This window comes from Aeromicrobium sp. P2_G6 (assembly GCF_056403535.1).
The window spans coordinates 74123-93821 of record NZ_JBFUFH010000007.1 but is presented as its reverse complement, the minus strand read 5'-3'; the positions used below and the strand labels follow the sequence as shown (position 1 = coordinate 93821).

General features: G+C 68.2%; 19 protein-coding genes. 5 read left to right on the top strand and 14 right to left on the bottom strand.

What is annotated here, in order from left to right:
* Positions 1 to 11: 11 nt before the first annotated feature.
* From AC1DVU_RS19785 to AC1DVU_RS19755, 7 genes are all read right to left on the bottom strand, one after another.
* The gene (locus AC1DVU_RS19785) at positions 12 to 788 is read right to left on the bottom strand and encodes an ATP-binding cassette domain-containing protein (RefSeq protein ID WP_476924167.1); all 777 of its coding nucleotides are present in this window, start codon (positions 786 to 788) and stop codon (positions 12 to 14) included.
* Positions 789 to 889: 101 nt separating this feature from the next.
* On the bottom strand, positions 890 to 1942 hold the full coding sequence (locus tag AC1DVU_RS19780; protein WP_476924166.1) for a sugar ABC transporter substrate-binding protein: 1053 nt from the start codon (positions 1940 to 1942) through the stop codon (positions 890 to 892).
* 237 nt (positions 1943 to 2179) lie between these two features.
* Positions 2180 to 4966, bottom strand: coding sequence for an aconitate hydratase AcnA (gene acnA / locus AC1DVU_RS19775; protein WP_476924165.1), 2787 nt, complete (start codon positions 4964 to 4966; stop codon positions 2180 to 2182).
* Positions 4967 to 5106: 140 nt separating this feature from the next.
* The gene (locus tag AC1DVU_RS19770; protein ID WP_476924164.1) at positions 5107 to 5814 is read right to left on the bottom strand and encodes a hypothetical protein; all 708 of its coding nucleotides are present in this window, start codon (positions 5812 to 5814) and stop codon (positions 5107 to 5109) included.
* A gap of 60 nt (positions 5815 to 5874) precedes the next feature.
* Positions 5875 to 8289, bottom strand: coding sequence for an SCO7613 C-terminal domain-containing membrane protein (locus AC1DVU_RS19765; RefSeq protein ID WP_476924163.1), 2415 nt, complete (start codon positions 8287 to 8289; stop codon positions 5875 to 5877).
* Between the two features lie 80 nt (positions 8290 to 8369).
* Entirely contained in the window at positions 8370 to 9575 is a 1206-nt protein-coding gene (locus tag AC1DVU_RS19760) for a class I SAM-dependent RNA methyltransferase (RefSeq protein ID WP_476924162.1), read from the bottom strand.
* A 2-nt stretch (positions 9576 to 9577) separates the two neighbouring features.
* Entirely contained in the window at positions 9578 to 11587 is a 2010-nt protein-coding gene (locus AC1DVU_RS19755) for an APC family permease (protein ID WP_476924161.1), read from the bottom strand.
* Between the two features lie 69 nt (positions 11588 to 11656).
* Here AC1DVU_RS19755 and AC1DVU_RS19750 point away from each other — a divergent pair, with 69 nt between their 5' ends.
* On the top strand, positions 11657 to 12319 hold the full coding sequence (locus AC1DVU_RS19750; RefSeq protein ID WP_476924160.1) for a potassium channel family protein: 663 nt from the start codon (positions 11657 to 11659) through the stop codon (positions 12317 to 12319).
* Entirely contained in the window at positions 12319 to 12981 is a 663-nt protein-coding gene (locus tag AC1DVU_RS19745) for a potassium channel family protein (RefSeq protein WP_476924159.1), read from the top strand. The genes AC1DVU_RS19750 and AC1DVU_RS19745 overlap by 1 nt, the downstream gene beginning before the upstream one ends.
* 75 nt (positions 12982 to 13056) lie before the next feature.
* Here the strand turns inward: AC1DVU_RS19745 and AC1DVU_RS19740 are convergent, their stop codons facing one another.
* The 4 genes from AC1DVU_RS19740 to dut form a co-directional block, all read right to left on the bottom strand.
* On the bottom strand, positions 13057 to 13719 hold the full coding sequence (locus AC1DVU_RS19740) for a DUF3159 domain-containing protein (RefSeq protein ID WP_476924158.1): 663 nt from the start codon (positions 13717 to 13719) through the stop codon (positions 13057 to 13059).
* Between the two features lie 85 nt (positions 13720 to 13804).
* Positions 13805 to 14155, bottom strand: coding sequence for an OB-fold nucleic acid binding domain-containing protein (locus AC1DVU_RS19735; protein WP_476924157.1), 351 nt, complete (start codon positions 14153 to 14155; stop codon positions 13805 to 13807).
* Positions 14156 to 14165: 10 nt separating this feature from the next.
* Complete coding sequence (locus AC1DVU_RS19730; protein WP_476924156.1) at positions 14166 to 14795, bottom strand: DUF3710 domain-containing protein; 630 nt, start codon at positions 14793 to 14795, stop codon at positions 14166 to 14168.
* Positions 14795 to 15262, bottom strand: a complete 468-nt coding sequence (gene dut / locus AC1DVU_RS19725; protein WP_476924155.1) for a dUTP diphosphatase — start codon at positions 15260 to 15262, stop codon at positions 14795 to 14797. The genes AC1DVU_RS19730 and dut overlap by 1 nt, the downstream gene beginning before the upstream one ends.
* A 54-nt stretch (positions 15263 to 15316) precedes the next feature.
* On the opposite strand from dut, the gene AC1DVU_RS19720 reads away from it, so the two are divergent.
* Together AC1DVU_RS19720 and AC1DVU_RS19715 are read left to right on the top strand one after the other, a co-directional pair.
* Positions 15317 to 15823, top strand: coding sequence for a DUF3093 domain-containing protein (locus AC1DVU_RS19720; RefSeq protein WP_476924154.1), 507 nt, complete (start codon positions 15317 to 15319; stop codon positions 15821 to 15823).
* Positions 15804 to 16184, top strand: a complete 381-nt coding sequence (locus AC1DVU_RS19715) for a DUF4235 domain-containing protein (protein WP_476924153.1) — start codon at positions 15804 to 15806, stop codon at positions 16182 to 16184. The genes AC1DVU_RS19720 and AC1DVU_RS19715 overlap by 20 nt, the downstream gene beginning before the upstream one ends.
* Positions 16185 to 16233: 49 nt before the next feature.
* On the opposite strand, the gene AC1DVU_RS19710 is transcribed toward AC1DVU_RS19715, so the two are convergent.
* The 3 genes from AC1DVU_RS19710 to AC1DVU_RS19700 form a co-directional block, all read right to left on the bottom strand.
* Positions 16234 to 16533 carry a DUF4193 domain-containing protein gene (locus AC1DVU_RS19710; protein WP_476924152.1) on the bottom strand — a complete coding sequence of 100 codons (300 nt, stop codon included), beginning with the start codon at positions 16531 to 16533 and terminating at the stop codon, positions 16234 to 16236.
* 63 nt (positions 16534 to 16596) lie between these two features.
* Positions 16597 to 17388: an inositol monophosphatase family protein gene (locus AC1DVU_RS19705; RefSeq protein ID WP_476924151.1), complete on the bottom strand. Its 792-nt coding sequence runs from the start codon at positions 17386 to 17388 to the stop codon at positions 16597 to 16599.
* An 8-nt stretch (positions 17389 to 17396) separates the two neighbouring features.
* Complete coding sequence (locus AC1DVU_RS19700) at positions 17397 to 18437, bottom strand: ferrochelatase (protein WP_476924150.1); 1041 nt, start codon at positions 18435 to 18437, stop codon at positions 17397 to 17399.
* Between the two features lie 52 nt (positions 18438 to 18489).
* Between AC1DVU_RS19700 and AC1DVU_RS19695 the strand changes: the two genes are divergently transcribed.
* On the top strand, positions 18490 to 19674 hold the full coding sequence (locus AC1DVU_RS19695; RefSeq protein WP_476924149.1) for an MFS transporter: 1185 nt from the start codon (positions 18490 to 18492) through the stop codon (positions 19672 to 19674).
* Positions 19675 to 19699: the final 25 nt, after the last annotated feature.

The window sequence follows — 19699 nt, the reverse complement described above, 5'->3', positions numbered from 1 at the left end:
GATCTCCCGAGTCAAGCCGTGGTGGACGGCGAGACGCCGCCGAGGTCAGATGATTGTCCGGTCGTGATGAGCTCCACGACCTGGCGGGACGTGACGTCCTTGGTGGCGACATCGGCCGCGACACGGCCGAGGTAGAGCGCCGTGATGCGGTCCGCCACCTCGAAGACATCGGTCAGGTTGTGCGAGATCAGCAGCACGCCAACACCGGAGTCGGCGAGGCGGCGCACGAGATCGAGCACCTGACGCGTCTGGGCGACGCCGAGGGCGGCGGTCGGCTCGTCGAGGAGCACGACGCGCGAGTTCCACAGCACCGACTTGGCGATCGCGACGGTCTGCCGCTGGCCACCGGAGAGGCTGGCGACGCTTTGACGTACGGACTTGACCGTGCGGACCGAGAGCGAGGTCAGCGCCTCACGGGCCTTGGACTCCATCGTGGTCTCGTCGAGGATGATCCCGTTCTTGGACTCGCGGCCGAGGAACATGTTCTCGACGATGTCGAGGTTCTCGCACAGGGCGAGGTCCTGGTAGACGACCTCGATGCCGAGAGCCGAGGCGTCCTTGGGGCCGTGGACCGTGACCGGCTTGCCGTCGAAGACGTAGTCGCCGGTGTCGATCGGGTAGATGCCCGCAATGGCCTTGACGAGGGTGGACTTTCCGGCGCCGTTGTCACCGACGAGCGCGGTGACCTGGCCGGGATAAATGGTGAGGTCGACGTCGTGAAGGACGTGGACGACACCGAAGCTCTTGTTGATTCCTCGGAGCTCGAGGAGGGGGGTCGATTCGCTCATGGTGAGCCTTCCAGGGGGTGCAGGGTCCGAGATGGGGTGGTGCAGAGACAGCATCGGGTGCGGTCCCCCGGGGATCGCCCGGGGGACCACACCCTCAGCAATCAGCTGATGCCAGCGTCAGCGCACAGCTTGGCGTAAGCGCCGGTGCACAGATCGGAGGCCTTCATGTCGCCCGAGTCGATGACAGCCTTGACGTTCGACTTGTCGATCGCAACCGGGTCCAGGAGGACGGCCGGAACTTCACGGTTGCCCGTGTCGTCCTTGGTCGTGCCCGTGGTCTCGGCCTTGTCGCCCTTGGCCATGGCAATGGCTGCCTTGGCGAGCGCGCCGGCCTGACCCGTGGCGGACTTCTGGATCGTCATGCACTGGTCACCCGAGAGGATGTTCTGCAGACCCTCGACCGTGGCGTCCTGGCCCGTGACCGGGACCTTTCCGTTCTGGCCGTTCTTCTTCAGGATCGAGATGACACCGCCGGCGAGGCCGTCGTTGGCCGCGTAGACGCCGTCAACCTTGCCGTCAACCTTGGTGTAGAGCTGCTCGAAGATCGTGACGGCCTTGTCGTTGTCCCAGTCCGGGACGGCCTGCTCAGCGACGTTCTTGTAGGTCGTGACCTTGTCGAGGACGCTGTGGGCGCCCTGCGAGAACAGCGTGGCGTTGTTGTCGGTCGGCGAACCGTTGAGGTAGATGATGTTCGCGTCCTTGTCGCCGAGGCACTTCTTGAGTCCCTCGCCCTGGAGCGCACCGACCTTGCTGTTGTCGTACGAGATGTAGACGTCAGCCGAGCCACCCAGCGTCAGGCGGTCGTAGTCGATCGTCTTGACGCCCTGCTTCTTGGCCTTCTCCTCGATCGCGGCACCCGAGTCCGAGTCGAGGTTGACGATCGCGAGGACCGTCACACCGCCGGTGATCATGCCGTCGGCGATGGTGGCCATCTTGTCGGCGTCACCCTCAGCGTTCTGGATGTCATATTTGACGCCGGCGGCCTTGAAAGCCTTCACAAGAGCCGGACGGTCAGCGCTTTCCCAGCGGACCGAGGACTTGGTGTCGGGAAGGATGACGCCGATCTTGCCGGCCTTGTCGCCGCCGCCACCGCCGCCGTCACTCTTGTCGTCGCTGCCGCCGCCGCAGGCGCTGAGCGCGAGGCTCGCACCCATGATTCCTACAAGTACGAGATTGCGTGTCCGCTTCACACAGACCGCCTCCTATTTCCTCCAGTAGTGCGCCGGGGCCGACATTATTTCGTCCACGTGACGCGTTTGTTGTTTGCCACAACCTATACCGTGATCGGGGTCACGTCCAGCGACTTGAACAACAAATCGGTTACGTTCTGGGGTCGACCAAAAAGGCAGGGGCACCGCCGTGACGGCGATGCCCCTGACCTGCGAAAACACTCAGTCGAGCAGGCTCCGCAGGACGTACGGCATGATGCCGCCGTTGCGGTAGTAGTTGGCCTCACCCGGCGTGTCGATGCGTACCACCGCATCGAACTCGACGTCTCCGGCCTTGACGTGGACGGTCTTGGGCGTACGACCTTCGTTGAGCTCGGTGATGCCGGTGAAGTCGAACGTCTCCTCCCCCGTCAGCCCGAGCGACTCGGCGCTCTGGCCCTCGGGGTACTGCAGCGGGAGGACGCCCATGCCGATCAGGTTGGACCGGTGGATGCGCTCGTAGGACTCGGCGATGACGACCTTGACGCCCAGCAGTGCGGTGCCCTTGGCCGCCCAGTCACGCGACGAGCCCGAGCCGTACTCCTTGCCCGAGAGGACCACGAGCGGCACGCCGGCAGCCTGGTAGGCCTCGGATGCCTCGAACACACTCGTGACCTCGCCGCCGTCGATGAGGTTGCGGGTGAAGCCGCCCTCGGTGCCCGGCGCCATCTGGTTGCGCAGGCGGATGTTGGCGAACGTGCCGCGGATCATGACCTCGTGGTTGCCGCGACGCGATCCGTACGAGTTGAAGTCGCGCGGCTCGATGCCGTGCTCCGACAGGTACTTGCCGGCCGGACTGTCCTTCTTGATCGCACCGGCGGGGCTGATGTGGTCGGTCGTGACCGAGTCACCGAGCTTGAGCAGGACGCGCGCGCCGGTGACCTCCTCGACCGGCGAGGGCTCGAGAGCCATGCCGTCGAAGTAGGGCGCCTTGCGGACGTAGGTCGACTCGGGGTCCCACTCGAACACGTCACCGTCGGGCGTCGACAGGTTCTGCCAGCGCTCGTCGCCGGCGAACACGTCGGCGTACTCCTTGGTGAACGTGCCGGAGTCGATCGACGACGCGATGACGTCTTCGACCTCCTGCGGCGACGGCCAGATGTCCTTCATGAAGACGTCGTTGCCGTCCTGGTCCTGGCCCAAGGGGTCGTTGAACAGGTCGACATCCATCGAGCCGGCCAGGGCGTACGCGATGACCAGTGGCGGCGACGCGAGGTAGTTCATCTTGATGTCGGGGTTGATGCGGCCCTCGAAGTTGCGGTTGCCCGAGAGCACCGCAGTGACGGCGAGGTCGCCGTCGTTGACGGCCTTGCTGACCTCGGGGATCAGCGGCCCGGAGTTGCCGATGCAGGTCGTGCAGCCGTAGCCGACGAGGTTGAAGCCGAGCTTGTCGAGATAGACGTTGAGCCCGGACTTCTCGTAGTAGTCCGTCACGACCTTGGAGCCCGGCGCCAGCGTCGTCTTGACCCACGGCTTGCGCTGCAGGCCCTTCTCAACGGCGTTCTTGGCCAGCAGGCCGGCCCCGATCATGACTGACGGGTTGGACGTGTTGGTGCACGACGTGATCGCGGCGATCGTGACAGCCCCGTGGTCGACCTCGAACTCAGTGCCGTCCTCGAGCGTGACCTTCTGCGGGTTGCGTACGCGCTCGTCGCCGTTGCCGCGCGGAGCGTGCGGCTCGTCATCGGCACCGTTGTGCTGCGACGACGTCGGCGAGTCCGATGCGGGGAACGACTCGTCGACCGACTCGTCGTAGCCGTTGAGCTCCTGCTCGTCGTGGTCGACGTAGTCACGCAGCGCGGCGCGGAACGAGGACTTGCTCTCAGTCAGCGAGACGCGGTCCTGTGGACGCTTGGGTCCGGCGATCGACGGGACGACGTCGCCGAGGTCGAGCTCGAGGTACTCGGAGTAGCGCGCCTCACGCTCGGGGTCGTGCCACAGGCCCTGCGCCTTGGCGTAGGCCTCGACGAGCGCGATCTGCTGCTCGTCGCGGCCGGTCAGGCGCATGTACTTGGTGGTCTCGTCGTCGATCGGGAAGACCGCGATCGTGGAGCCGTACTCGGGGCTCATGTTGCCGATCGTGGCGCGGTTGGCCAGCGGGACGGCGCCGACACCGGAGCCGTAGAACTCGACGAACTTGCCCACGACCCCGTGCTTGCGGAGCTGCTCGGTGATGACGAGGACGAGGTCCGTCGCAGTGGCGCCCTGGGGCAGCTCACCAGACAGCTTGAAGCCGACGACGCGCGGGATCAGCATGCTGATGGGCTGGCCGAGCATGGCTGCCTCGGCCTCGATGCCGCCGACACCCCAGCCGACGACGCCCAGGCCGTTGACCATCGTGGTGTGCGAGTCCGTGCCGACGCAGGAGTCGGGGTAGACCGTGCCGTTCTTGTCGAACACGACGCGGGCGAGCTTCTCGATGTTGACCTGGTGCACGATGCCGGTGCCGGGCGGGACGACCTTGAAGTCGTCGAACGCGCCCTGGCCCCAACGGAGGAACTGGTAGCGCTCGCGGTTGCGCTCGTACTCGATCTCGACGTTGCGCTCGAACGCCTCGGGCGTGCCGAAGACGTCGGCGATGACGGAGTGGTCGATGACCATCTCGGCCGGTGCCAGGGGGTTGATCTTCGTCGCGTCGCCGCCGAGGTCGGCCATGGCCTCACGCATCGTGGCGAGGTCGACGACGCACGGGACGCCGGTGAAGTCCTGCATGATCACGCGGGCGGGCGTGAACTGGATCTCCTTGCTGGGCTCGACGGTCGCGTCCCAGCCGGCGAGGGCCTCGATGTCGGCCTTGGTGATGTCGGCGCCGTCCTCGGTGCGGAGCAGCGACTCGAGGAGCACCTTGAGGCTGAACGGCAGGGTTGAGACGTCGAGCCCGTCACCCGTCACCGCGTCGAGGCGGTAGTAGTCATACGTGGAGTCCCCGACTGTGAGGGAGTCCTTCGATCCAAAGCTGTCGACGGCCATCGTCATTCTCCTTCGCGTCGTCTTCCATCCTGCCCAGCACTGCTGCGCAGCGCATGGTCAGGTCGTCCTAACTTCATGCGCGAATGTCTCTTGACATCAAGATACATGATGTCGAGACGATGGCCACCCCCGACCCGCGCTCAGAACGGGTCAGGGAACTGCAGGAGCGGTGAGTAGTACGCGATGTAGATGATCGCCACGCCGAGCAGCCCGGCCACGCCGGCGATGTCCACCGCGACCAGGACGCGCTGACGCGCCCACGTCGTCATGGCGTCGTGCCCGGTGGCCCGGATGACCTTGGTGCGGACGATGCGGTCGGCGAAGCCGCGGTCGCTCGAGATCAGCAGCGGCACGACCAGGACGATGAGAGCCAGGTATGCCGCGCCGCCGAAGTGCCAGCTCTCAGGGGTGAGGCGGCGCAGAACCGTGGGCAGGCCGATCGGGATCGCCGCGACGGCGAGATCCAGCAGGAGCGCCATGACGAGGCCCCGAAGGACTCCGCGGGCGGCACCGGTCGGCGCGTCGTCGCCGACGTCGACGACAGCCAGCCCCACCCGGTGCTTGCCGATGCTGTGACCGCGCAGCCCCTGACGCAGGCCGTTGTTCCAGATCAGGAACAGCTCCCCCGCGATCAAGCCGCTCAGAATCAGGTCGTCGGAGAGGCTGATCGTCCAGAAATCATTGTGACCACCGTCCGAGACGGCCTCGCGGATCGCCCTGCCGACGAAGTAGAGCAGGGCACCTGCGGAGAACGCTGCGCTGAAGAGCAGGGCATCATGCCCGAGCGCTTCGCGCCTCAGCTGCCGGATCGTCCTGTACCCGGCCGTCGGTGCCTCCATCGCGCTCATTTTGCCACTGTGTCGCTGCCGACGCCCGGGCACAAGGACCTGCTCGGCGCGTTCTGCGGATCAACGCATCGAGACGACGTACCTGGCGACCGCGCGACCGTCGCGGACCCGGTCCTCCCACGTGACGCCGGCACCCAGGAGGAGCGCACCCGTTCCGGCGATCAACACCCAGCGCGGGATGACGAAGGCGTACGGGCCGAGGTTGGCGATGGCCAGCACGCCCACGATCAAGGCGCCGGCGACGAACGGCGCCTTCCAGTGCCATCGCGCTCCGATCGCCAGGACGAGCAGGGCGCCAAGGCCGAGGAGCAGCGTCCGCAGGCTGCCGGGGCTGTCGAGTGCCTGCGGCAGGCTCGGCAGCAGCGCCAGTGTCAGTCCGGGCGCCAGCGCACGCACGCTGTCCACGGCGTCGTCTCCCCGCATGGCCCACCATCCGGCCGCGAGGAGGACGACGGCGAACGGCAAGGTGTAGGCCTCCACGACCTCCACGTCGCTCGCGACGAGCCTCAGGACGTACGCGACACCGAGCGCGACCGCACCGATCTTCTGGAAGAACCGGCGATCAGGCGTGACGAAGCTGAGCAGCACCAGCGCGGCGCCGGCGAACGTCCACAGCAGTGCCTGCCAGGGCAGCCCGGTCTCGCGTCCGGCGGCGAACCCCAGTCCGACCACGGCAACCGCCGCGGCCGCAGTCTCCACGCCGAGTCGGCCGACACGCTTGCGCAGGATCGTTGAGGCGACGGCCAGGCCCACCACGGCAGCCGCGACGAGGCACAACGCCACGATGCGGTCGTCGGCCTCGCCGAGCACCGCGGCGATTCCGGCGGCGCCCATCGCCCACCCTGCCGCGGCGAACGCGGTCGGCTCCGTGCACCAGCGCTCCGGCGAACGTACGGCCACGGCCGCCAGCATGGAGGCAGCGAGCAGCCAGATGACCAACATCGCCGAGGTCGAGACCAGCGGCACGACCGGCGCCACCGCGATGAGAGCCGGACCGAGCAGAGTCCACGCGAGCTCCTGTCGCCGAAGCAGCTCGGAGAGCAGAGCACCGGCAGCGACCATGACGAGCGCCAGCACCACGTACGACGGAGAGGTGGCCGCGACGGCGGACAGCAGTCCGGCAGCGCCCACGACAGCGACCACTGGAGTGATCAGCGGCCGGAACTGCTGCGCCTCAGGCCACCAACGGACCAGGTACCCCGCCCCGGTGAGGGCGCCGAACACGATGCCGGCAAGCCACCAGGGGCCAGGGGTCTCGGCGATCGCCGTGGATCGCGCCCAGAAGTCGTCTCCCCCGCCGCCCTGAGCGCCATCGCCGACGACCGACCCGAGATTGGCGACCCATGGGAGCGCCGACACACCCAGGCAAAGGCCCACGACAGCCGTGGCGATCCGGCCACCGCGCGACCACGCGTCCGAGCGGCGAAGGGCCGCAGCGCCGGCAAGCACCAACGCGGCCCCGAAGACATACGCGCCGCGTTCGGGCCAGGCCTCGTCGACCGGCAGGACGATCAGCAATGCAGCGGCGAGCCCGGCGAACGCCGCAGCCGCCATCGCTGCGCGTCGTTCGAGCACACCGACCGTGACAGCGACCACGATCGTGAGCAGCAGGGGCAGGCCATGACCGTCACGGGTCAGCTCGGACAGGCTCGGCGACTCGAGCGCCTCGACGATCGCCGCAACGACGGCAAGGAGTGAGACGATCGCCGCGAATCCGCCGAGCAGCACCGCAGTGAGGCTCAGTCGCAGCCGCAGTGCGACCAGCAGGAAGATCGAGACGAATCCCGCAACGACGAGCGCAGCCCAGAACGGGCGCCAGTCACCCTCGTCCGCGAGCCTGACGCCGAGCACTGTGGCACCGAACCACGGCGCCACACCTGCGGCGATCATGGTGGTGAGGAGATTTCGTCCGACCGCCGTGCGTGACCTGACCGTGATGAGCGACGCCAGGGCGAACACGACCGCCGCCCACACCGTGGAGGTCACCGTGAACGACACGGCATCCAGTCCCCACAGTCCCTGCTGGCGTGCGGCGAACCAGTCCAGCGTGAACAGTCCGAGGAAGACGGCCCAGATCGCCTCAGCCGAGCCGCGCAGATGCCGACCCGTGACCCAGGTCCCGATCCCGCCAACAGCTGCCGTGAATGCCAGCAGGACGAGCGCGCGACCCGTGACCCCGAGCGATCCCCAGGCAACCGTGAGGAAGACGAACCCGGCCACCAGGATGCACAGTGCGCCGAGGCCCAGGAGGATCGATCCCGGCGAGATCGAGCTCGATGGCGCTGTGGGAGCCGGGCCCCCCGAGGGCGCGTACGCCGGGAGGTCCGGGCGTTCGCGAGCCAGTGGAGGATTCTCGGCGACCGGGGTGCGGGCCACCCTGGGCGCGCGGGCCAGCAGCTCGTCGGCCTGCAGAAGCGTCTGCCAGAGCTGCCGGATCTCTGGCGAGGTCAGGTCGAGGCCGCAGTGCTGACACACCGTCTGACCGGCAATCGCGCCCCGACAGTTTGGACAGCCTTGCGGGTCTGCGAAGCGCATGCCTCACTGTGGCCTGAGCGTCAGGCTTTCACAAGAACCGCCACGCACTCCACGTGGTGCGTCATCGGGAAGAGCGCGAAGGCGCGCAAGCCGTCCAGGACGTAGCCCCGCGCGGCGAATGAGGCCAGGTCGCGAGCCAGCGCCGCCGGGTCACAGGCGACGTAGACGATGCGCCGGGGTGACAGGTCGACGATCCCCGCGACGGCCTTCTTGGCTCCGGTGCGTGGCGGGTCGAGCACGACGACGTCGGCGGACTCCCCCAGCGAGCCGTCATGGAGGGCCCGCTCGACGGACGCGCCGACCAGCCGGACCTGCGGGAAGTCATGCAGATTGCGTCGGGCGTCGCGGGACGCACCGCGGTCGGACTCGACGCTGAGGACGACGCCGTCCTCCCCCGCCTCGTCCGCGAGAAAGGTCGTGAACAGGCCGACGCCGGCGTAGAGGTCGAGGACCGTGTCGTCGGGCGCGACGTCCGCTGCGTCGATCACGGCCTCGACCAATGTCGTCGCGGCATCGGGGTGCACCTGCCAGAATCCCGAGCCGGAGACCCGGAAGTCCGCAGCGAGCACCCGCTCGACGACCGCGCCGCGCCCACCGCGAGTCGTGCCGTCGACCGCCACCACACCGTCGACCGCCGCCTCGACGTCGTCGGGGATCGAGGCATCCGTCACGAGCAGCGTGTCGCCGGTCGAGGAGACGATCGCCTCGACCGACTCCGCGTCCCAGCGGCGGCCGAGCACGTCAGGCAGGCCGGGATGGGCGATCAGGCAGCGATCGACCGGGATGATCTCGTGGGACCGGTGCTTGCGGAGCCCGGGCCGGCCCTCGCCGTCGACCGCGAACTGCATCCTCGTACGCCAGTTGAGTGCCTCGGGGTCGACCGCCTCCACCTCGCCGTCCCACGTGATGCCGGCCAGGCGCCGCAGCTGCTCGCGCACGACTTCACCGAGCAGCTCCCGCTGGGTCGCCGGATCGACGTGCTGGAAGTCGCAACCCCCGCACAGGCCGGGACCCGCGTACGGACACGGTGCCTCGACCCGGCCCGGAGCCGCCTCGATCACCTCGACGGCATCGGCACGCAGAAACGTCTTGGATCGCTCGGTGATGTGGATGCGTACACGCTCGCCCGGCAGCGTGTGGCGTACGAAGACGACCTGGCCGTCGAGACGTGCGACGCAGTGGCCGCCGTGCGCGATCGGCCCGACATCGACGATCGGGTCGGTCATGTCTAGTCCCGGAATCCGCGGCGGATGTCGCCGGGCGCCGGGCGGCTGCGACCCAGGCGCTGCTTGGCACGACCCGCGGAGCTGAGCTGATAGGGCACGCTCGTGACCATGACGCCCGGCATGAACAGCAGGCGACCCTTGAGCCGCAGGGCGGTCTGGTTGTGCAGGAGCTGCTCCCACCACCTGCCCACGACGTACTCGGGGATGTAGACCGTGATGATGTCGCGGGGACTCGACTTGCGGAGCTCCTTGACGTAGCGGATGACCGGGCGAACGAGCTCGCGGTAGGGCGAGTTGACGACCTTGAGCGGGACCGGGATCTCCAGGTCCTCCCACTGCTTCATCAACGCCGCGGTGTGAGCCGGATCGAACTCGACGGTCAGCGCCTCGAGGGAGTTGGGGCGCGACACCCTGGCGTACGCGAGGGCGCGCATCGTCGGCTTGTGGACCTTGCTGACCAGGACGATCGCGTGCACCCGCGAGGGAAGCGTGACGTCGGAGTCGTCGATCTCGAGCTCTTCGGAGACCCGGTCGTAGTGGCGTCCGATGCCGCGCATCAGCAGGAAGATCGCGATCATCGCGACGATCGCGATCCACGCTCCGGCGAGGAACTTGGTGATCAGCACGATGACCAGGACCGTCGCGGTCATCCCGAGGCCGATCGAGTTGACGGTCTTGGAGCGTTGCATCCGGGCACGCTCGGCGGGATCCTTCTCGGTCTTCAGGTGCCGGTTCCAGTGCCGGATCATGCCGAGCTGGCTCAGGTTGAACGAGACGAAGACGCCGACGATGTAGAGCTGGATCAGCCGGGTGACCTCGGCGTCGTACACCTGGATCAGGACGACCGCCGCGACCGCGAGCAGGATGATGCCGTTGCTGAACGTCAGGCGGTCGCCGCGGGTGTCGAGCTGCCGCGGGAGGAAGCCGTCGCGCGCCAGGATCGAACCGAGGACCGGGAAGCCGTTGAACGCGGTGTTGGCAGCCAGCACGAGGATGATGCCGGTGCAGGCGATCGTGAAGTAGAACAGCGGGGTGAAGTCGCTGTAGAGCGCCTTGGCCAGCTGACCGATCACGGTGTCCTGCTCGTAGCCGGAGCCGACCGGCTGGCCGTTGGCCTTGAGCAGCTGGCGCGCGGGGTCCTCGACGTAGCGCAGCTTCATCAGGTCGGCCAGCACGACGATGCTCATGAGCATCGTGATGGCGATCGTCCCCAGCAGCAGCAGCGTCGTCGCGGCGTTCTTGCTCTTGGGCTTCTTGAACGCCGGCACGCCGTTGCTGATCGCCTCGACGCCAGTCAGCGCGGCACACCCCGACGAGAAGGCGCGCGCGAGCAGGAACACCATCGCGATGCCGGTCAGCCCGTTGGCGGCGTCGCCCTCGGCGGTGATGTGGTACTGCGCGCTGTCCGTGGTGGGCAGGTCACCGAAGATGTAGCGCGCGTAGCCCCACACACCCATCAGGATGATCGAGATCATGAACAGATAAGTCGGCACGGCGAACGCCTTGCCGGACTCCTTGGTGCCACGCAGGTTCATCGCCATCAGCACGAACACGAGGACCGAGGCAGCGGTGGCCTCGTGCCCGTCGAGCCATGGGAGGGCGGAGCTGGCGTTCTGCACGCCAGAGGAGATCGAGACCGCGACGGTGAGGACGTAGTCGACCAGCAGCGCGCTGCCGACCGTCAGCCCGGCCGTCGGCCCCAGGTTGACCGTCGCGACCTCGTAGTCGCCGCCACCGCTGGGGTATGCGTGAACGTTCTGCCGGTAGGACATGACCACGATCGCCATGACGCAGGCGACCGCGATGCCGATCTTCCAGTTGTAGGCGTACGCCGACAGTCCGCCGAGCGAGAGCGTCAGGAAGATCTCGTCGGGCGCGTAGGCGACGGACGACAACGCATCGCTCGCGAAGACCGGCAGGGCGATGCGTTTGGGGAGCAGCGTCTCACCGAGCTGGGTGCTACGGAGCTTGCGGCCGACCAGCGCGCGCTTGGCGACCTCGGTGATACCCACGAGAGACGATGCTAGACCTCACACTGTGTCCTTGCGCGGCCCGTCCCGTGGCGGTGTAGCGTCGCCTGCGTGCACATCGTGATCATGGGCTGCGGCCGAGTCGGTTCGACCCTCACGCGCAGCCTCGAGGATCGGGGCCACACCACCGCCGTGATCGACACCAACCCGGACGCGTTCCGGCGCCTCGGGCCCGGCTTCAGCGGCATCACCGTCACCGGCATGGGCTTCGACCGCGACGTGATGATCAAGGCCGGCATCGAGCGCGCCGACGCGTTCGCGGCCGTGTCCAGCGGTGACAACTCCAACATCATCTCCGCGCGCGTCGCCCGCGAGCAGTTCAAGATCGAGAACGTCGTCGCCCGCATCTATGACCCGGGCCGCGCCGAGGTCTACGAGCGGCTGGGCGTACCCACGGTCGCCACGGTCCCCTGGGCCGCCGATCAAGTCCTTCGGCGTCTCGTCCCAGCCGGCACCGAGCCCGCCTGGCGCGACCAGACCGGCGAGGTGCGGCTAGACCAGGTCTACGCGCCGATCCCCTGGATCAGCCGCCGCATCGCGGAGCTCGAGGATGCTGCCGGCGTACGCGTCGCGTTCCTCCGGCGTCTCGGCACCGGCGTCATCGCGACGCCGGACACCGTCATCCAGGAGGGTGACTACTTGAGCCTCTTCATGCGCGAGGACCACGCCAGCGCCGCCCACGCCGCCCTCGAGGCCGGGCCGGAGGAGGACTGATGCGCGTCGTGATCGCCGGAGCCGGCGCCGTTGGCCGCTCGGTCGCCCAGGAGCTCATCGACAACGGACACTCCGTCCTGCTGATCGACAAGGCACCCTCAGCCATACGCGCCGACACCCTGCCCGACGCACAGTGGCTGCTCGCCGACGCGTGCGAGCTGTCCTCCCTCGAGGAGGCGCAGCTCGAGTCGTGCGACGTCGTCATCTCGGCGACCGGCGACGACAAGGTGAACCTGGTCTGCAGCCTGCTGGCCAAGACCGAGTTCGCCGTGCCCCGCACGGTCGGCCGCGTCAACCACCCCGACAACGAGTGGCTGTTCAGCGAGTCGTGGGGGGTTGACGTCTCGGTGTCGACGCCTCGCATCATGTCGGCCCTCGTCGAGGAAGCCGTCACGGTCGGTGACCTGGTGCGGCTGTTCACGTTCCGCCAGAGCAACACCAACCTGGTCGAGCTCACGATGCCGGGGGACTCCCCGTTCGTCGGCAAGCGGGTCAGCGAGGTGCCGTGGCCGGATGACGTCGTGATCGTGGCGATCCTGCGCGACAACACGATCCAGACGCCTGACGCCGACCGCTCACTCGAGGCCGGCGACGAGCTGCTGTTCGTGACGCCGGAGGACGCCGAGGACCATCTCGGCGAGCTGCTCTCCCCCAAGCACTGAGCCACCGATCGGTGGTTGAGGTGCGAAGGCCGCCAGCGGCCGAAGCCTCGAAACCATCCAGCAGTGCGCGCGAACTCAGTCGTCCTTGGGCTCGATCGGCGTGTGGTTGCGGCCCAGCAGCCACGCCATCGCCGCGAACGAGGCGATCTGCAACGGCCAGCCCAGCGCGATCTTGGCTCCGCCCAGCAGAGCGACGTGGTCCGTCGCCCAGAGCGGGTACTGCACCAGGACACGGAGGATGCACGGCGCTGCCATCATCCAGGTGAGCTGCGAGCACAGCTTCACGAGCCCGCGGTCCTTGTGCCACGCGGTCGGGTCGCCGGTGACGCTGCCGATCATGAAGCCCAGAATCGGCCAGCCGACCACGATCGACAGGACGAAGACGACGGAATAGGCGCCGTTGTAGAGGATGCCGGGCAGGAAGACGTCACGCGCCTCGCCCGACCGCGAGGCGAACAGCGCGGCGATCCCGATGCCGAACAGCGAGTTGATGACGAACTGGACGGTGGACCGCTGGGCCAGGCGTACGACCAGCAGGGCCACGGTCGCGACGACACTGATGATCAGCGACAGCTTCAGGTCGTGGGTGCTGATCCACGAGATCGTGAACAGTGCTGTGGGGACGGCGCTCTCGATGATGCCGCGGCGACCGCCGAGGGCCTTGGCGAGCTGGCCGCGGACGAGCTGCTCGACAGTCTCGTACGCGTCGGTGCTCGGTTGTCCGCCCTGGGGCGTCATGTCGGGGTCCCCGCGCAAACGTGAGCGCAGCTGGGGGTACACCCACGAGCGCAGCGAGTAGGGGGCGCGGTTGCGTGGGGTGGAGTCATGCCTCGAGTTCGTAACGTGGGTTGTAGATCACGCGGTCGCCGTTGCGCATGCCGATGCGTCCGTACGCCTTGAGCTGCCGGCCGGCGGCGACGCCTTCGATCTTGCGCCGGCCGAGCCAGATGAGGACGACGCAGTCGGAACCGTCGTAGAGCTCGGCCTCGAGCGCCGTGACACCGTCGACCGGACGCAGCGTGACGGAACGCAGCACGCCGTGGATCGTGACGACGGAGCGGTCGGCCTGGTTCGCAATGAGCTGGCAACCGGCCTTGGCGGCGTCGTGCTGGAGCTCCTCGGCCTCGATGTTCTCGGTCGACAGGCGTTCAAGGGTCCTGCTGATGCGTCCCATGGTTGAAATTCTACTCCTCGTCCGATGAGGCGACGGCGTTGTCGGGCAGTGTGAGCAACAACGCTTCCCGGGCGATCCGTGCTTCGTTGCCGCGGACCACGATGACGTCTCGAAGGGCCTCCATGAGCGCACCCTCGTCGCTCGGGTTGAGGCCCGCGTCACCGAGGAACGTGCCCCTGAGCAGCCACCTCGGGCCCTCGATCCCGACGATGCGGCTGGGCTGGAAGCCCTGCTCACCGTCGGGGAGCTCGACCGGCACGCGGACGTGGAGCTCGGGTCCGAACGGCCCGTCGACCTGCTCACTCGTGCCGCCCAGCCGGGTCACCTCGATGATCAGGTCGTCGCGCACCTCGTCCCACAGTCCTCCGGAGCGGGTCGCGGCGAATGCCCGCAACTCGAGCGCAGAATCCTCGGCGACCAGGACCGCCGAGGCGATCTGCCCGTTCTCGCCCTCAGCCGGGAGCTGAATGGCGAATGCGTCCTGCGCGCGTACGAGCAGAGGTCCGAGATCGACGTAGGCCGGATCGCCCTCAGGCGACTTCTCCGCGATGTCCCACGGCCCGTTCGCGCGTACGTCTGGCGTCGTCTCGATCGGGACGACGTCCTCCTCGGGCTTCTCCTTCTTGCGGCGGCGCACCATCAGCTTCTACTTCCCCTGGGCACGGCGGTCGCGTGACCGCCGGTCGAACCGTATCCCCCGGCTCCACGCGCCGAGTCCGGCAGCGACTCGACCTCGGTGAATGCCACACGCTCGACCCGTTGGATCACGAGCTGCGCGATGCGGTCACCGCGCGACAGCCGCACGGACTCACGCGCGTCGTGGTTGACCAGGAGGACCTTGATCTCTCCACGGTAACCCGCATCGATCGTGCCGGGTGTGTTGACGATCGACAGGCCGTGACGAAGCGCCAGTCCCGAGCGGGGGTGGACGAAGGCGGCGAGGCCGTCGGGCAGCGCCACCGCGATCCCAGTCGGCACGAGCACCCGCTCCCCCGGTGCCAGGTCGACGTCGACAGCTGTGACGAGGTCGGCTCCGGCGTCGCCCGGGTGTGCGTACGTCGGGAGCGGGACTCCTGGATCCAGGCGTGTGACGGTGACCTCGAACATGGCAGCGACCCTACCTGCGTCCGGTCGCCGTCCGGCATGAGGCAAGGTTGAACCGTGACGACGTACCGCGAACGACTGACCGCCCCCGTGTCCTGGTGGCTGGCCGCCCTCGCGTTCGGGGCTGCATGGGGCTGGATCATGCTCGTCGCCACGAACTGGCCCATCGCCATCACTGCGACAGTCATCGTCGCCGGCCCCTGCCTCTACCTGGTCTGGCGCTACGGCTCGCTGCTGATCAGCGTCGATGCCGACAGCCTCCGGGTCGGGCGCGCGTCGATCGACCGCGCCCACATCGGCGCCGTGGAGCCGCTGCACCGGGCTGACTACCGCCTGCGTCTCGGCACTGGCGCCGATGCCCGCGGCTACCTCGTCACCCGTCCCTACATCGACCGCGGCGTGATCGTCCCGATCGCCGACGACAGCGACCCCACGCCGTACTGGCTCGTGTCGAGCCGTCGCCCGGACGCGCTCGCCGCGGCTCTGGGCCACACTGAGAATGCACCGGCCTCACCGGCGCACGACCCGAACGGAGACACCCCGCGTGGCGAAGAAGAAGGCTAAGCAGTCCCACAAGCTCCTCGCCGAGGCCGCCACGACGCCCAAGACCAAGGCGCCCGGCAAGAGCGCCTGGCGGGTCATGGACCGTGGCTCGTCGATCGCCGCGGGCCTGCTCGCCCAGCGCGCCTCGGTGCTGGCGTGGCGCGCGGTCACCGGCAAGAAGCCGCCCAGCAGCGGCCGCCACCCCGACGTCACGACCGGCGAGGCCGTCGCCTGGGCCGTCGTCGGCGGAGCGATCATCGAGCTCGTCAAGGTCGGCGTGCGCCGGGGCACCGCGACCTACTGGGTCAAGTCGACCGGACACCTGCCGCCGGGCATGAAGCCGCTCGAGAACTCGGCCAAAGACGCAGGGTTGAAAAAGTAAAGGGAGCCGGTCCTTGCGGATCCGGCTCCCATACGTGTGACCGAGAAGGTCAGTAGGCGCAGTCGCGGCAGATGAGCACGCCGCCCTTTTCGGACGCGAGCTGGCTGCGGTGATGCACCAGGAAGCATGACGAGCACGTGAATTCGTCGAGCTGCTTGGGCACGACCTGAACCGCGAGCTCCTCGTGCGAGAGGTCCGCACCGGGCAGCTCGAAGTTCTCGGCGGCCTCGGTCTCGTCTTCGTCGACCTTGCCCGAGCTCTTCTCGTGCCGACGCGCCTTGAGCTCCTCGATGCTGTCCTCGGACTGCTCTTCCTCGGTCTTGCGCGGTGCGTCGTAATCGGTAGCCATCAAATCTCCCTTTGTGCGGAACAACCGGCGTGATTGTGCCACACGCCCCAAATGTTCCGTTCGTCAGAACCCACAAGCACGTACGAGGGCGAAATATTCCTCAGCAATCGCAGGGTGTGCCGCCATGACCATACGCTCATCCGGGCCGCCGTCGAAGCCACTCAGGACAAGACCTGATTCGGCCGCGATCAGACCACCCGCGGCGAGGTCCCAGGCCTTGAGTCCTTGCTCGAGGTAGGCGTCGAACTGGCCCTCCGCGAGAGCACACAGATCGAGGGCGGCCGAGCCGATCCGGCGGATGTCACGGACCTGCGGCAGGAACGTCGCCATCGCGGCCGCCTGTGCCGTCCGGATCTCCGGAACGTAGTTGAACCCGGTCGCCACCAGCGCATGCGCGACGGACTCCGGCTGCGGCGCGGTCAGCATCCGGCGGGTGTCACCGTCGTAGCGCCACGCCCCGGCTCCGCGGACGGATCCCCACTCGGCGCCGGACGCGATGTTGATGACGTAGCCCGCGACGACCTCGCCGTCGTGTCGTGCGGCGATCGAGACGCCGTAGGTCGGGATGCCGTAGACGAAGTTGACCGTGCCGTCGATGGGGTCGACGACCCACTCGACCCCGGTCGTGCCCGCGACGTCGTTGCCCTCCTCGCCGACGAAGCCGTCGTCGGGACGGGCCGCAAAGATGCGCTCGCGGATCAGGCGTTCGGATGCCTCGTCGATCTCGGTGACGACGTCGGTGGGGCTCGACTTGGTCGCCCAGACGTCGACGCGCCCGGCGGGACGGCGGCCGGCAACGAACGCCGCCGCCTCGCGGCCGACCTCGCGCGCCAAGGTCAGGAGTTGCTCGGTCATGTGCGTCCTCAGTCGATCGTGGGCAGTGCCGAGCGGGGGTTGAGGCAGCAGTCGACTGGGCAAACGTCGTGCGACGGGCCGAGACTGCCGAGCGAGCAGCGCTCGACCTGCTCGCCGCGCTCCACCGCCGCGCGCTCGAGCAGCAGCTCGCGCACCATCGCCACGAAGTCGGGGTGGGCACCGGGGGTGTCGACGCGGTCGTACGTCAGGCCGAGGCCGTCCGCGGTCATCTTGGCCTCGGTGTCGAGGTCGTAGATGACCTCCATGTGGTCGGAGATGAAGCCGATCGGGACGACCACGACCGACGAGATGCCGGACTCGTGCAGCTCACGCAGGTGGTCGTTGATGTCCGGCTCGAGCCACGGCATGTGCGGCGATCCGGACCGCGAGCAGTAGGCCAGCGACCAGCGATGCGTGCCAACCCCCTCGGCGACAAGCTCGGCGACGCTCTCGTGCTGGCGAACGTACATCTCCCGGCCCGGTCCGCCGCTGGCGGCGTTCATCGTCTCGGGGATGGAGTGCGTGACGAACACGACGTGCGTGCCGTCAGGCGCGCTGGCGAGGGCCTCCGAGGTGGCCTCGATGAAGGGCCCGACGAAACCGGGGTGGTTGAAGTAGTGCCGCAGCCGGCTCAGCTCGATGTCGAGGCCGCTGACCGCGTCGTACAGGTCCTCGCGGTATTGCCGGCAGCCCGAGTAGGACGAGTAGGCGCTCGTCACGAAGCAGGCCGCGCGACGTACGCCGTCGGCTGCCATCTGGCGGGCGGCGTCGCGCAGGTAGGGGTCCCAGTTGCGGTTGCCCCAATAGATCGGCAGGTCGACGCCATTGTCGGAGAAGTCCTTGCGGAGCGCGTCCAGCAACTCGAGGTTGAGCTCGTTGATCGGCGACTTCCCGCCGAACAGGAAGTAGTGCTGGCCGACCTCTTCGAGGCGCTCACGTGGAATGCCGCGGCCGGCCGTGACGTTCTCGAGGAACGGGACGACGTGATCGGGATGCTCCGGTCCGCCGAACGACACGAGCAGGAGTGCGTCGAACGGGCGTGCATCCATGTGCTCATCATCCCACCAGCACGGATAAGGTCGGCATGCTGGGAGGCTTCTGATGCTTGCGACATATCGGGACGTGTTGTCACGACCCGGCGCTGCGCTGTTCTCTCTCACCGCCCTGGTGTCGAGGCTGCCGCTGTCGATGGCGGGCTTCGGCATCGTCCTCCTGGTCTCGGAGCGCAGCGGCTCATACGGTCGCGCCGGCGTCATGGCGGCGGTGTACGTCCTGGCGGCCGCGGCATTCGGCCCCACACAGGGCCGGCTCACCGACCGCCTCGGCCAGGCCAAGGTCCTCTGGGTGGTCGGCGCCGTGTACGCGATCGGCATGGCGCTCACGCTGGTCGCGATCGACGCCGAGTGGTCGACTCCCCTGCCGCACCTGTGCGTCGCCCTCGCCGGGCTGGCCACACCGCAGACCGGCAGCATGGCGCGGGCTCGGTGGACCCACGCGGTCGCCGACCGCAGCCAGCTCAACACCGCGTTCTCGATCGAGGCCGTGCTCGACGAGGTCGTGTTCATGGTGGGCCCGGTCCTGGTGACGGTGCTGACCCTTCAGATCTCCGACATCGCCGGGCTCGTCTGCGCCGCCGCAGCCGCGACGCTCGGCTCGTGGGCGCTCGCCGTCCAACGGCGTACCGAGCCGCCGACTGTCGCGCACACCGGCGGCGTACGTCCGCCGATCGGCTGGGGCCTGCTCGGCCCGATCGTCGCGGCGTCGATCGGCCTCGGCATGCTGTTCGGCTCGGCCGAGGTCATCGTGGTGGCGTTCTGCACCGAGGAGGGCAACCGCGGCGCGGCCGGCCTCGTGATCGCCATCTGGGCGACCGGCAGCCTCATCGCGGGAGTCGTCGTGGGCGCCCTCCCTCAGTCGGCCGATCCGCTGCGGCTGTTCCGCTCGTCATTGCTGACCCTGTCGCTGCTGTTCGCCCCGCTCAGCTTCCTGTCGGGCATACCGCTGATCGCCCTCGGCATGTTCCTGACCGGGTTCATGATCTCCCCGACCCTGATCGCCGTGGTCAATCTGATCGAGGGCAACGTGCCGTCCTCGCGGCTCACCGAGGCACTGACCTGGATGACGACGGGGGCCGCGGTGGGTGTCGCTCCAGGCTCTGCTGTCGCGGGCTGGGTCATCGATCACCACGGCGCTTCGGCCGGGTTCCTGGTCCCTCTGATCGCCGGTCTGGCCGGATCGGCGGTCGCCTGGGGTATCCGCACCCCGACCAGAACCACTACCGCGTGATCTTCGGGGCGATGTGGCACTAACG